Annotated in this window: 14 protein-coding genes; 5 read left to right on the forward strand and 9 right to left on the reverse strand. The window is 70.5% G+C overall.

Annotation, left to right across the window (positions count from 1 at the left end; genetic code table 11):
- Positions 1–2: 2 nt before the first annotated feature.
- Positions 3–962, reverse strand: coding sequence for an ABC transporter substrate-binding protein (locus tag LMH63_RS10950; RefSeq protein WP_109675561.1), 960 nt, complete (start codon positions 960–962; stop codon positions 3–5).
- A gap of 215 nt (positions 963–1,177) precedes the next feature.
- Between LMH63_RS10950 and LMH63_RS10955 the strand changes: the two genes are divergently transcribed.
- Positions 1,178–1,969 (forward strand): FkbM family methyltransferase, encoded by a 792-nt coding sequence (locus LMH63_RS10955; protein ID WP_109675563.1) that lies wholly within the window; start codon positions 1,178–1,180, stop codon positions 1,967–1,969.
- A gap of 86 nt (positions 1,970–2,055) precedes the next feature.
- Positions 2,056–2,412: a hypothetical protein gene (locus tag LMH63_RS10960; protein WP_109675565.1), complete on the forward strand. Its 357-nt coding sequence runs from the start codon at positions 2,056–2,058 to the stop codon at positions 2,410–2,412.
- 6 nt (positions 2,413–2,418) lie between these two features.
- On the opposite strand, the gene LMH63_RS10965 is transcribed toward LMH63_RS10960, so the two are convergent.
- On the reverse strand, positions 2,419–3,177 hold the full coding sequence (locus LMH63_RS10965; protein WP_199225563.1) for a DUF3581 family protein: 759 nt from the start codon (positions 3,175–3,177) through the stop codon (positions 2,419–2,421).
- Between the two features lie 351 nt (positions 3,178–3,528).
- On the opposite strand from LMH63_RS10965, the gene pckA reads away from it, so the two are divergent.
- A complete protein-coding gene (gene pckA / locus LMH63_RS10970) occupies positions 3,529–5,157 on the forward strand; it encodes a phosphoenolpyruvate carboxykinase (ATP) (protein WP_109675568.1) in 1,629 nt (542 codons plus the stop codon).
- A gap of 43 nt (positions 5,158–5,200) precedes the next feature.
- Here pckA and LMH63_RS10975 read toward each other — a convergent pair whose 3' ends face one another.
- The 5 genes from LMH63_RS10975 to LMH63_RS10995 all read right to left on the reverse strand — a co-directional run bounded on the left by LMH63_RS10975 (position 5,201) and on the right by LMH63_RS10995 (position 8,820).
- A complete protein-coding gene (locus LMH63_RS10975) occupies positions 5,201–5,734 on the reverse strand; it encodes a DUF4332 domain-containing protein (RefSeq protein WP_109675570.1) in 534 nt (177 codons plus the stop codon).
- Between the two features lie 70 nt (positions 5,735–5,804).
- Positions 5,805–6,332 (reverse strand): DUF2062 domain-containing protein, encoded by a 528-nt coding sequence (locus LMH63_RS10980; RefSeq protein ID WP_109675572.1) that lies wholly within the window; start codon positions 6,330–6,332, stop codon positions 5,805–5,807.
- A 126-nt stretch (positions 6,333–6,458) separates the two neighbouring features.
- A complete protein-coding gene (locus tag LMH63_RS10985) occupies positions 6,459–7,643 on the reverse strand; it encodes a lytic murein transglycosylase (RefSeq protein ID WP_109675574.1) in 1,185 nt (394 codons plus the stop codon).
- An 83-nt stretch (positions 7,644–7,726) separates the two neighbouring features.
- On the reverse strand, positions 7,727–8,059 hold the full coding sequence (locus LMH63_RS10990) for a globin (protein WP_146205157.1): 333 nt from the start codon (positions 8,057–8,059) through the stop codon (positions 7,727–7,729).
- A 92-nt stretch (positions 8,060–8,151) separates the two neighbouring features.
- Positions 8,152–8,820 carry an AbiTii domain-containing protein gene (locus LMH63_RS10995; protein ID WP_109675578.1) on the reverse strand — a complete coding sequence of 223 codons (669 nt, stop codon included), beginning with the start codon at positions 8,818–8,820 and terminating at the stop codon, positions 8,152–8,154.
- 211 nt (positions 8,821–9,031) lie between these two features.
- Between LMH63_RS10995 and LMH63_RS11000 the strand changes: the two genes are divergently transcribed.
- Positions 9,032–9,403 carry a diacylglycerol kinase gene (locus LMH63_RS11000; RefSeq protein ID WP_229332563.1) on the forward strand — a complete coding sequence of 124 codons (372 nt, stop codon included), beginning with the start codon at positions 9,032–9,034 and terminating at the stop codon, positions 9,401–9,403.
- Between the two features lie 225 nt (positions 9,404–9,628).
- Complete coding sequence (locus LMH63_RS11005; protein WP_229332564.1) at positions 9,629–10,120, forward strand: FxsA family protein; 492 nt, start codon at positions 9,629–9,631, stop codon at positions 10,118–10,120.
- 32 nt (positions 10,121–10,152) lie between these two features.
- On the opposite strand, the gene LMH63_RS11010 is transcribed toward LMH63_RS11005, so the two are convergent.
- Together LMH63_RS11010 and LMH63_RS11015 are read right to left on the reverse strand one after the other, a co-directional pair.
- Positions 10,153–12,129, reverse strand: a complete 1,977-nt coding sequence (locus LMH63_RS11010) for an acetoacetate--CoA ligase (protein WP_109675582.1) — start codon at positions 12,127–12,129, stop codon at positions 10,153–10,155.
- Between the two features lie 13 nt (positions 12,130–12,142).
- A complete protein-coding gene (locus LMH63_RS11015; protein ID WP_109675584.1) occupies positions 12,143–12,925 on the reverse strand; it encodes a 3-hydroxybutyrate dehydrogenase in 783 nt (260 codons plus the stop codon).
- Between the last annotated feature and the right edge of the window lie 115 nt (positions 12,926–13,040).

Consider the following 13,040-nt stretch of genomic DNA (forward strand, 5'->3'; position numbering starts at 1 on the left):
GCCTACTCGATGACGCGGTCGGCGCCGTCCAGGAATGCCGCCGGCAGCTCCAGCCCCATATCGGCGGCGGCCCCGAGATTGACGTGCAGGAGGGTGCGGTCAACGAACTGCACCGGGATCTCGCCCGGCGCCTCACCCTCCAGCACCCGGGCGATGATGTCCCCGGTCTGCAGGCCGATGTCGTGATAGTCGAAGCCGGCGGCTGCGGCCGCCCCGCGCTCGACCACGGACGTATCGGCGGCGAAGACGGGGATGTCCGCGTCCATGCCCACCTGGGCCACGGACTCGAAGGCGCTCATCAGGGTATTGTCGGTGGTGACGTAGATGGCATCCACCTTGCCCACGAGGGAGCGGGCCGCCGCGAGCACGTCGGCCGACGAGGGCGCGGAGGCGGTGACCACCTCGAGCCCGTACTCCGGGGCCAGCGCCTTGATGCGCTCCACCAGCACGGCGGCGTTGGCCTCGCCGGGATTGTACGGTACGCCCAGGCGCTCCAGACCCGGCATGGCCTCGAGCATCATCTCGATGTGCCGGTCCACCGGGGTCATGTCCGACACGCCGGTGACATTGCCGCCGGGCGCCTCCAGCGAGGACACGAGGCGTGCGTCCACCGGGTCGGTCACCGCCGAGAAGATCACCGGCACCCGGCCCCGCGCCGCGGAGACGGCGGCCTGGGCAGAGGGTGTCGCGATGGCCAGTATCACATCGGGAGACTCGCCGACGAAGGTCCGGGCAATCTGCCCGGCGATGCCGACGTCGCCCTGGGCGCTCTGGAACTCCCAGTCGATGTCCTCGCCGACGTCGTAGCCGCGGGCCTCCAGGGCCTCGCGGGCGCCCGCCCTTACCGCGTCCAGGGCAGGGTGCTCGACGATGGCGGTGACCTTCACGGTGTACTGCTGGGCTACGGCCGGCACGGCCACGAGCAAGGCGGCAACCGCCGCGCAAACGGTCCTGCGGAACATGTCTGGCGTCCTCCGGCTGTGTTCTTCGGCTTCTGGGCGCCCGCACCCCTCGGCCTGCGGGCGCTTGCTGGTATACACGCTGTGCGCGTTGCGGGAAAGCCTCGCCCGCCAGCTTGGCAGGCCGCACCGACGCTGCCAATTGCCGGGTCCAGGGAACCGTGGCCCGGGGACGCGTTCGACTCGGGGTATGCCGGCAAGCAATGAGGGAGCAAGTCATGACCACGCAGTCCGATCGCCCGCCTCGGTGGCCCGGTGCCGGCGGCTGGCGGGGCAGGCTGGGCCTGCTCCGCTCCATGGCCATTTACTGGCGGCCGGGGCGTCAGCGCGGCCTGCGTCGCCTCTACCGCGGGCTGGTGCCGCCGGGGGCGCTCGTCTTCGACGTCGGCGCCCACCTGGGCGATCGCACCCTGGCCTTTGCGGGGCTGGGTGCACGGGTGGTCGCACTGGAGCCGCAGCCCTCCCTGTATGCCTGGCTCCGGCGCCGTCTGGGCAGCCATCCGGCGGTGATGCTGCGCCCGGAGGCCGTCGGCGCGGCACCAGGCACCGCCGAGCTCGCCGTAAGCCGCGCCAATCCCACCGTCTCCACGCTGGCCCACGACTGGCGCCGTGGCATCGGCGCCGCCAACCCGACCTTCCGCGGGGTGACCTGGGAGGATCGCATCCGGGTGCCGGTGACGACCCTGGACGCACTGATCGCCGAACATGGGCGCCCCGCCTTCTGCAAGGTGGACGTGGAGGGCTACGAGGCGGAGGTGCTGGCGGGGCTGAGCGAGCCGCTGCCGGCGCTGTCATTCGAGTTCGTCCAGGGCTCCGTCGACGTCGCCAGAGCCTGTGTCGAGCAGTTGGGCGCCCTTGGTGACTACCGCTACAACGTTGTCATCGGGGAAGGACGGCGTTTCCACTACGCCGACTGGCTGGACGCCGGAGCGCTGATGGAGGCACTGCACGGCGAGCTCGCCGACGCCAGCTCGGGGGACGTCTACGCCCGGCGCGCGGTGGCCCGGTAGGCAGCGTGCCGGCCGCTGCCGTGCACGGCCACCGCCGTGATAACGTCGCGGGCTGATCGTCCTGCCCCATGGCTCGGGAGTCGAGTTTGATCCGACAGCTGCTGCTCACTGCGCTGGTCATCGTGATCGTCGTGCTGATTGTGCGCTGGCGCAGGGCGCCGGCCAGGCAGGCGCCGTCCGCGCCGCGCCGGGGGCCGTCACCCCAGGCGATCGCGGGCTGGGCCCTGCTCGGGATCATGGTGATCGGTGCCACCGTCACTTTCTATCTGCAGTGGTCCGAGGCCCATGAGGTGGTCACCATCGAGGTGGTGGACGGCCGCAGCGGCGAGCGCACGACCTATCAGGTCTACCGGAAGGAGGTGGGCGACCGCAGTTTCCGCACCGTGGACGGCCGCGAGGTGTCACTCGGCCAGTCCGACCGCATGGTGCTCACTGACAGGTAGTGCGGGCTAGCGCTGGCGTTGCCGCCGCTCGAAGGCGGCCACCATGCGCTCCATGGCCTCGGCGTCATACGGCCGCAGGCCGCTCACCACCAGGTTCTTGGCCCCCTCGCCGAGGCGCCGCTCGCCCTCGTGGATGGCAAAGGTCAGCTGCGCATCGCCGCGTCGACCGGCCACGCTCAGGTGGCTGTCGGTCAGCGTCAGGCGGGCCTCCGCGGATGGCGTCTCGTCCAGCCGCAGGCGCATGCTGTCGTACACCACCAGAGGCCGCTCTGTGTTGAACATCACCCCCTCGGCGGCCAGCAGCGGATGCAGCAGTTCCGGGAAGCTGCGCCCGGAGAAGGCCACATAACCCCGGATCACCGCCGCAATGGCCGCCGGGGAGGCCGGCAGTGCCCCTTCCCGCACGACGTCCACCACCGGCCGTCCGCCCGCATCGATCACCGCAAGGCGATCCTCCGCGGCGGCCGGAAAGCGCAGCGGTGTGTCACCCCGTAGCATGCCGCGAAAGGCGAGGTTGAGCTGCCGGCAGAGCCCATAGCGCTGCAGGATCAGCCCGAACAGCAGATCCCCCGGAACACAGAAGCGCGGTGCGTCGGCGTCGTGGATCGGGTTGTGATCGCCGGCGACCTCCTTGGCGAACCGGCTGCCCTGGAGGGCGCTGATGACCACCTGACCACCCCGCTGGTCGTGGTAAGGGGCAAGCAGTTCCTCGGGGGTCGTCTCCGAACCTGCCGAGGCGGCGCCCTTGTATTGTCGATCGTTCATGCCGTCCCCCACTGACTAATCGTTTCGGACGCATTGTCAGGTCTCAGAGCCCCGGAGCCGCTGCCGCGGCCATGCCGGGCGCGACGCGGGGCAGGAGCGCCGTTGCCGGCCGGCATCATAACGCCGCTTCGCCGCTGCCGCTCATCGGGCCGCGCGCGGTCCGGGGTCAATCCTGCGCCGTCCCGGTGCTCTGGCCTCGGCTCAACGGGGGGATGCAGGCGCTCGGGATCCCGCATTACGAAATGTCAAACACATTGCGACACCAGGGTGAAGCCGGCAACATGACGGCCAGAGGGCGGCGCCACGGGGCGTGACAGTCGGTCATCGATTGTGGGGAGAGACGTAGACGCCATGACACCGTTGGACCTCAGCCCGTACGGGATCTCCGGCCCGCAGGTAGTTCGCAATGCCACCGCCGCGCGGCTCTACGAGGAGGCTCTCGAGCGTGATGCCGGCAGTGCCATCGCCACCTCCGGGGCCCTGATCGCCTCCTCTGGCGAGAAGACGGGCCGCAGTCCTGGCGACAAGCGCCTGATCAGCGACGCCGGCAGCGATGACGATGTCTGGTGGGGTTCCGTCAACATGGCCATGGACGACGCCACCTTCACCATCGCCCGCGCCGAGGCGGTCAACTACCTGAGCACGCGCGAGCGGCTGTACGTCGTCGACGGCTTCGCCGGCTGGGACCCCCGCTACCGGGTGCGCATCCGCGTGATCTGCGAGCGCCCGTACCATGCACTGTTCATGCGCAACATGCTGATCCGCCCCAATGCCGAAGAGCTCGCTGCCTTCGGCGACCCGGACCACGTGATCATCAACGCCGGCCGCCTGCCTGCCAACGACCAGCTCCCGGGCATCGATTCCGGCACCCACGTGAGCCTGAACCTGCAACGGGGCGAGCTGCTGATCCTCGGCACCGAGTACGCCGGGGAGATGAAGAAGGGCGTGTTCACGCTGATGAACTACCTGATGCCGAAACAGGGCATCCTGTCGATGCACTGCTCCGCAAACGAGGGGCCCCAGGGCGACGTCTCCGTCTTCTTCGGTCTCTCCGGCACCGGCAAGACCACACTCTCCGCGGATCCGCGGCGGCGGCTCATCGGCGACGATGAGCACTGCTGGACGGAGCAGGGCGTCTTCAACATCGAGGGCGGCTGCTACGCCAAGGTGATCGACCTCTCGCCGGAGGCCGAGCCCGATATCCACGCCGCCATCCGCTTTGGCGCCGTGCTGGAGAATGTCGCCTTCGAGCGTGCCAGCGGCGAAGTCGACTTCGGCGACGGCTCGATCACCGAAAACACCCGTTGCGCCTACCCGGTGAACCACATCGCGAACGCCAAGATCCCGGGCACCGGCGCCATCCCGCGCAACGTGATCTTCCTCACCTGTGATGCCTTCAGCGTGCTCCCGCCGGTGAGCCGACTCAGCCCGGAACAGGCGATGTACCACTTCATCAGTGGCTATACGGCCAAGGTTGCCGGCACGGAGATGGGGGTAACCGAGCCGCAGGCCACGTTCTCGGCCTGTTTCGGGGCGCCTTTTCTGGTCTGGCACCCCACCGTGTACGCCGAGCTGCTGGCAGAGAAGATCCGGGAACACGAGGTCGACGTCTGGCTGGTCAACACCGGCTGGAGCGGTGGCCCCTGCGGCGTCGGCGAGCGCATGAGCATCGCCTACACCCGCGCGATCATCGATGCCATCCACGACGGCAGCCTGGCGGAGGCCCCGGTCCGGGTGGACCCGGTTTTCGGCTTCCAGGTGCCCCGGGAATGTGCCGGCGTGCCCGATGAGATTCTGGATCCTGCCAGCACCTGGCCGGATGTGGCCGCCTACCGTGAGGCGGCCGCTGAGCTGGCGCGCCGCTTCCAGGAGAACTTCGCCGCCTATGCCGACCAGGCCAGTGCCGAGATCCGGGCGGCGGCGCCGGCGGTGCCGATGCCCGATACGGCCGAGCGGGCCGGCAGCGGCAGCGGCGCCTGAGACGGCGCTCAGGGGGCCTCCCTGGCCCCTCCGCCGGGCGGGCTCAACCGTCTCGGCGCGCCTGCGCGGTCTGAATCCACTCCTTCACCCGCGCCTCCGAAATGACGGCCTTGTCCTCCTTAAGCTGCCGGAGTAGCCGGTACGGGTCGGCGGCGGCAAGGTCGGCGAAGCTGCGGATCCCGTGGGCGTTCAGCCGCTGCTGCATGGCTGCGCCAATGCCCTTGATCTCGGTGAGATCGTCAGCCCGGCCCGGGGAGGCGGTGGTCTCTGGTGCGGGCTCCGGGCGGGGTGCGGATTCGGGTTTGGATGCCGCCTCGGGTTCGGACGCAGCGGCTGGCTTGGGGGCAGGTTCGGGCTTCGCCGCTGGCTCGGACTCGGCCGGGGCGTCCGGCGCAGAGTCGGCCTTCGGCTGCCGGGCGGCCTGGGGGCGCGTTGCCTGTGCCGGCCGCTGTTCCTCGCGCGACTCCCGGGCTGGCGTTGCCTGATCGTGCCTCGCTGGGCGCTCCTCCCGGGTGCTCTGGCCTGGGAGCCACCAGAAGGCCATATCAAGCCAGCGCCGGATCAGATCGTTCCACATGATTCCCTCCTGAATCGACGTATTTCCCCCATGGTAGCCCCCCGAGCGGCCTTTGACCCAGCGCGCGGTGTCAGCGTGGGCTCGCGAACCGGCCGCCGCGCCGCCGCCGCTCGTGTCGGCGGCGCGCCCACGTCAGCCAGGCCCAAAGGAAAAGCAGGTAGCCAAGCGCCGCGCCCAGCGCGGCTACGGGCAGGCTGCCGAGGGCGACGTAGAGCGTCTCCAGCGCGGCCTTCTCGACGAGGTCGGATCCGTCGATAAAGGTCGTGAACAGTGGCTGGAAGAGCATCTCGCCGAGCACGCCGAAGGCGAAATACATCGGCGCGATGGTGAAGGGATTGCTGATCCACGAGGCAAGGAAGGCAGCCGGAAAGTTCGCTCGCAGGAGCAGACAGGCGCCGAGCATGAGCAGCGTCTGCATGCCCACCGTCGGCGTGAGCCCGATGAAGACGCCTACCGCCACCCCTCGGGCGAGCGCATAGCGCTGCAGGCTGAGGCAACCCGTGCGCGTCATCACCCTAGCAAGGCGCGGATGGCGATCCAGCCACGCCCGCCCGTGGCGCAGCGGGTGTCGGAACAGGTCGCGGAGCGACTCTCGCATGGAGGAATCCATCACGGCTGGCGGTGCGTGCCGTCGTGCCGGCGCTATCATACGCCGGCCCGGCGCGCAGCCCCATAGCGCGCGGCGAGTCCGGACGGCGTGCCGCGGCACGATGGCCCGCAGGTACTACCGGCGCGCGACCCCGAGTGCCTGCAGTGTGCTGGGCCCCGGATGGCCGTCGGCTACCAGGCCCTCTTCCTCCTGAAAGCGGCGCAGGGCGCTCCGGGTTGCCGGGCCGAGACGCCCGTCGGGCTCGCCGCTGTCGTAGCCGCGCTCGTTGAGGCGAGCCTGCACCGTGCGCAGGGTATCGATGCGCAGCGGCGGCTCTTCGGGGGGCGGCTGGTGCAGCGACGGGGCGCCGACCAGGCGGTCCGCGAGGTGTCCCACCGCCAGCGCATAGAAGCGCGATGGGTTCCAGCCCATGATGACGTCAAAGTTCTCGTAGACCAGGAACGCGGGGCCGCGGTGCCCGGCGGGCACGATGATGCGGCCCTCCAGCGCCGCATCGGGCAGCGGGCCGCCATCAGCCCGGCGTACGCCGTCCGCGGCCCAGGCCGAGACCGGCCGGCGGCGCTCGGCGGCGGCGTAGTCGAAGTCGTCGGGCAGGCGCACCTCGCGGCCCCAGCGCTCGCCGTACTGCCAGCCCAGGGCGTTCAGGAAGCGGGCGGCCGAGGCCGCGGCGTCGGCAATGCTGTTCCACAGATCGGCGCGACCGTCACCGTCGCGATCGACGGCGTAGCGCTCGTAGACCGAAGGCATGAACTGGAAGTTGCCGAGGGCACCGGCCCAGGAGCCGCGGAGCTGATCGCTGGTCACCGCATCGCGGTCCACCAGGGTGAGCGCGGCGAGCAGCTCGTTGCCGAAGTAGCTGCCGCGCCGGCGGTCGCAGGCGAGGGTGGCGAGGGCGTCCAGCGTGGACAAGTCGCCGGTGTAGCTGCCGTAGTTGGTCTCAAGCCCCCAGATGGCGACCAGGTAGCGGGCCGGCACGGCGTACTCGCGCTCCACCGCCTGGAGCAGGTCGCGGTGCCTGTCCAGCATTTCGCGGCCCTCGCGAATTCGGGCCTCGGTCACCCGCCGGTTCAGGTAGTCGCCGAACGAGGCGGTGAATTCCGGCTGCTGCCGGTCCAGCTCGATCACGCGGTCGAGGCGCTCGACATCGCCGAGCAGCCCGGTGACGACCGGCTCGGAGAGGCCCTGCTCCCGCGCGCGCTCCTGGAGCTCGCCGATGCAGGCACGGAAGTCGGCCTGCGCGGCCGTGGCGGAGAAGCCGGGCAGCAACAGGGCGAGGGCAACGAGCGGAGCAATGCGCATCAACGGCCTTCTCTGCAGTGCCCGCTCCCTGGCGTGGATTCCAGGGCGCAGCGTAGCCTGCGTGGTGGTCCCCGCACCAGTGGTCAGTAGGCCTCGATGAAGGCGTCGATCATCGGCTGCAGGGCCTGTCGCCACCGCGGCTCGAGCTCGGGCGCGTAGCGCGGATCACACTCGGCGACCGTGGTGATGAGGCTCTCGATCCAGAACTGATAGAGCTCGGGATCGACGGGCGCGCGGCCGCGGCGGCTATGCACCTCCGCCATGGTCCGCATGGTGCCGTGAGTGAGCTCGCTGCCGCCGGCGTAGAGCATGGCGGCGGTAATGCCCCGCCGCAGGGCACGGCGCTGATGGCCCCAGTGGGTGCGCGCGAACATCGGTCGCATGGCGGGATGGCTCACCATCGGCCTGTGCGCCATGCCGCATCCGAAAGCCCGACGCCGGGAGGGTGCGGGTCCGGGTGATCCCGGCCGGGCGAGCGTCTGCCTCCCTCTGGCCAGCGAAAAGGAACTCAGGCGCGGCCGAACAGGCGGCCGAGCAGTCCGCCCTTCTGTGCCCGCAGCGCGGCGGCCCGCTCCCGGGCCGGGCCCTGGGCGCGTTCGGCGTAGTCGGCCAGGGACTCGTCCAGGTGCGCGACGCTGTCGCGCTCGTTGCGGCTGAACACCATGTTCTCGCCAACCAGGCCGAGATCCAGGAGATCGGTAGTCCAGAGCACGATGATCTCGCGCACGCTCTCCGGCACCGCCGCCAGCTCGGTGGTGGTGACGGCGAAGGTGAGTCGGGTGTCCAGCTGGGTGCGCGCCCGCAGCGCCTTCTCGCGCTCGGGGTCCGGATCCAGGCGCAGTCCGCCGGCCCGGCGGTTGCGCCGCACCTGCTGCTCCAGGGATGGCGAGGGATCGCGCAGGTCGAGGCTGTGAGCGTCGGCGGCCATCTGTTCGGAGATCGGCGCCTGCACCCAGCCGTTCGCGGGCATCCAGGCCAGGAGGGTGCCCTCGATGTTGCGCCGGTAGGCGGGTACCTCGGCCCCGTCGGCGAAGCCCTCCAGCTCCTGGCGCAGCCACGCGCCCATCTGCTTGAGCCTGAGCACCGACGCCAGAAAGATGGCGCGCTGCAGCACGTCCTCGAGCGGCTGCTCCTGATCCCGGGCCTGAGCCTGGACGGATTCGACTGCCGACGCCATAGTCTGCTCCCTCCCCCCTGGTAACGGGGCAGCCCGTCGCCCCGCATGTGTCACGTGTTCCGACTGTGCTCCCTGTATCGACGGGCGGACCAAGAACTGGATCACATCCCGCGGAGCGCGGTCACATCTCCGACCGTCGGCGTGTGGCGCGCCCGCGGCGATGCTAACGTTCGCAACGCACGATTCCGCCCCGGAGCAAGGAGACGGCCCAGTGAAACCCGGTCGCACCGGCCTTGATCGCATCGTCCACGCCGCCGGCTATTCGCTGCGCGGGTTACGTCTGGCCTGGCGGGGCGAATCCGCCTTCCGCCAGGAGGTGGCGCTGGCGCTGCTGCTGCTGCCGGCGGCCTTCTGGCTGGGGCGCGATCCCGTCGAGGTCAGCCTGCTGGTGGTGGTGGTGATGGTGGTGCTGATCACCGAGCTTCTGAACACGGGGGTAGAGGCCGTGGTGGACCGGGTTGGTCACGAGCACCATGAGCTTGCAGGCATGGCCAAGGATGTCGGCTCGGCGGCGGTGATGCTCAGCCTGTTGCTGACCGGCTTCGTCTGGGGCGCGATCCTCTGGGGCCGCTTCGTCGGCTAGCCCGCCTATCTCACCGATCTGCGCAGCGAGGGCGTGGAGATGGCGGGCAGGACAAGGCGCGGGAGAGTTCGGGCGCGCAGGCGTACTCGACAGTACGTCGAGCACCCGGACCGAGCGCAACGCCGGCCTGCCCGCCAGATCCGCGCCCGCAGCCGCAAATCGGTGAGATAGGCGGGCTAGGCTTGCCCGCACCCGGCCGGGGGCGGACACTGCGCGCCGGAGTCCATGGCGGCCGAGCCGCCGAGCCTGCAGGAGGTGTGCGTGCCGGTATTCCTGGTGCTGTTCCTGGTCGTGCCCCTGGTGGAGATCTATCTCCTGATCGAGGTGGGGCAGATCATCGGGGCCCTGCCCACAATCGGTCTCTGCGTGCTGACGGCGGCCGTCGGCGGCGCGCTGTTGCGCCAGCAGGGCCTGGATACTCTGGCCCGCGCGCGCCGCAACCTGGACGAGGGCCATGTTCCGGCGCTGGAGCTGTTCGAGGCCGTCGCCCTGGCGGTGGGCGGGGCACTGCTGCTGACGCCGGGCTTCGCGACGGACGTGATCGGCTTCGCCTGTCTGCTGCCGCCGACCCGCCGCCTGCTGGTGCAGTTCGCCCTGCGCCGGGTCAACGTGGTCTACGGGCCCGCCGGGCGTCCGGGCGGGGGGCAGGGCGATCGGGGCCGTCGTGACCCCCGTACCATAGAGGGCGAGTACCGACGCCGCGACAGCGACCGCTAGATGAGAGTTGCGCGCTGCCCCGTCCGGGCCGCTCAGCCGCCGAGCAGGCCCTCGGCCTCCAGTCGCGCGACCAGGTGGTCGATGGCCTCCGGGTTCGCCAGCGAGCCGCGGTTGCCGACATCACGCTCGCCCTGCAGCAGCCGCGCGACGGCGAGCTCCACCTTCTTGCCGCTGCGGGTGTAGGGGATGTCGTCCACCTGCAGGATGTGCTTGGGCACGTGTCGCGGACTGGCCTGGGTGCGGATGCGCCGGCGGAGGGTGGCGATCTGCTCCTCGTCCAGCGGCTTGCCCTCGGCCGGCACCACCAGCAGGACCACCTCCACGTCGCCGTCGACAGGGCGGCCGGCGACGATGCTGTCCGCGATCTCCGGCATGGTCTCGACCTGGCGGTAGATCTCGGCGGTGCCGATGCGCACCCCCCCCGGATTGAGCGTGGCGTCGGACCGCCCGTAGATGACCGCCCCACCGCTCTCGGTGAAGCGCACGAAATCGCCGTGAGCCCAGACCCCCGGGAAGCGCTCGAAGTAGGCGCCGCGGTAGCGGGCCCCGTCGGGGTCGTTCCAGAACGCCACCGGCATGCTCGGAATCGGCTGGCGGCAGACCAGCTCGCCCCGCTCGTGCCGCAGCGGGTTGCCGTCGTCGTCGTAGGCGACGACGTCGCAGCCGAGGAAGGGGCTCTGGATCTCGCCGCGGCGCACCGGCAGCAGCGGGTTGCTGCCGACGAAGCAGCCGCAGATGTCGGTGCCGCCGGCGATGGATCCGAGCAGCACCTGCTGCGACACCGCCTCGTAGAACCAGTCGTAGTCTTCGGGTAGCAGCGGGGAGCCGGTGGAGAAGACCACCCGCAACGCCCCCAGGTCCAGATCCCGTCCGGGCGTGATCGCCGCCTTGCGGCAGCCGGCGATGAAGCGGGCGCTGGTGCCGAAGTGGGTCAGGCGCTCGTCTGCCGCCAGGCGCCAGAGCATGCCGACGTCCGGGTGGCCAGGGGAGCCGTCGTAGACCACCAGCGAGGCGCCGGCGAGCAGGGCCGAGGCCTGCCAGTTCCACATCATCCAGCCGCAGGTGGTGAAGTAGAAAAACCGGTCCCCGGCCTGAACGTCGCCATGCAGCAGCAGCTCGCGCGCATGGCCGAGCAGCAGATTGCCGGCGCCGTGGACGATGCACTTGGGTCGTCCGGTGGTCCCGGAGGAGTACAGGATGTAGACCGGGTGGTCCGCCGGCAGCGGGGTGAACGAGGGCTCGCTGCCGCGATGCGCGGCCAGGGCCTCGTCCCACGGCACGTAGTGCTCGCCGTCCGGGAGAGGCGCATCGTCGAGCTGGCGAATGACCAGCACCCGCCGGACACTCGGCATGCGCTCGCGCAGGGCGGCGATCTGCTCGGCGCGCTGGAAGCGCTTGCCGCCGTAGCCGTAGCCGTTGACTGCCACCAGCACCGTGGGCTCGATCTGGCCGAAGCGGTCCTCGGTCGCCTGCACGCCGAAGTCGGGGGACGCGGAGCTCCAGATCGCGCCCAGGCTGGTGGTCGCCAGCATGGCGACCAGGGCCTCGTAGCCGTTGCTCACCAGGCCGGCCACGCGGTCGCCGACGCCGACCCCCTGGGCACGCAGCCACGCCTCGATTGCGCCGACGTCCGCCAGCAGCTCGCGGCCGGTGCGCCGCAGCGGCTCTCGCCCCTCGGCGTAGGCGGTCACCGCCGGGCGCTCGGCGAGGGCACCGCCGGCATGGCGCAGGAGGTTGGCCGCAAAATTCAGCCGCGCGCCGGGTAACCAGCGCGTGCCCGGCATGGGCGTGTCGTCGCGCATGCGCTCCGGCGGGGACTGCGCCTCGAGCCCGGCATAGCGCCAGATCGAGCGCCAGAACGCCTCGGGCTCGCTGATGGACCAGCGGTAGAGTGCGTTCCAGTCGTCGAAGCGGCCGTAGCCCTCGGCCGCGAGCCATGCCATGTAGCGCGCCATGCCGGTGTCGCGGCGCATGCGCTCGTCGGGCTGCCAGAGGATTGCCTCGCTCATCGGTCTCCTGTCCTCACTGCATGTGCCAGCCGTGACTGACCACCACCGACTGGCCGGTCAGTGCCGCGGAGGGGAACGCCGCCAGGTGCACGGCCACCTCGGCCACATCCTCAAGGGTAGTGAACTCCTGGTCCACCGTGTGCTTGAGCATGACGTCCCGGATGACCGACTCCTCGCTGATGCCGAGCTCCCGGGCCTGTTCGGGGATCTGCTTGTCCACCAGCGGCGTGCGCACGAAACCGGGGCAGATGAGGTTGGCCCGCACGCCGTGCTCCGCGCCCTCCTTGGCAATGGCGCGGCAGAGCCCGAGCAGGCCGTGCTTGGCGGCGACATAGGGGCTCTTCAGCGGTGAGGCCTCCTTCGAGTGGACCGAGCCCATGAGCAGCATGGTGCCGCCGCGGCCACCGGCGTACATGCGGCGCAGGCAGGCGCGGCTTACCAGAAAGCCCCCGTCCAGATGCACGGCGATCACCTTGCGCCAGTCGGCGAAGGCGAGGCGGTCCACCGGATCGATGTGCTGGATGCCGGCGTTGGCGACGGCGATGTCGACGCCACCCCAGGTCTCCGCGACCTGGGTGACGCCGTTCTCGACGGCGTCCTCGTCGGTAACGTCCATCGCGAGGCCCATGGCCTCGCCGCCGGCGTCGCGAATGGCCTGGGCCGCGGCCTCGGCGCCCGCGTGGTCGAGGTCGGCGATGGCGACGCGGGCGCCCTCACGGGCGAAGGCCTCGGCGATGGCCCGGCCGATGCCGCGGCCTGCTCCGGTAATCAAGGCAGTCTTGTCAGTCAGGCGCATGGTCTCTCTCTCCCGACATGGACGCCCTCGTGGGCGCCCGGACGACGAGGACGGACGCGGGCACACCGTGCCCGCGCCAGGCTCGCAGGATGTTCTCAGGATAATCCTCCAGGGG

It is taken from the genome of Spiribacter halobius (assembly GCF_020883455.1).
Taxonomy (GTDB): Bacteria; Pseudomonadota; Gammaproteobacteria; order Nitrococcales; family Nitrococcaceae; genus Sediminicurvatus; species Sediminicurvatus halobius.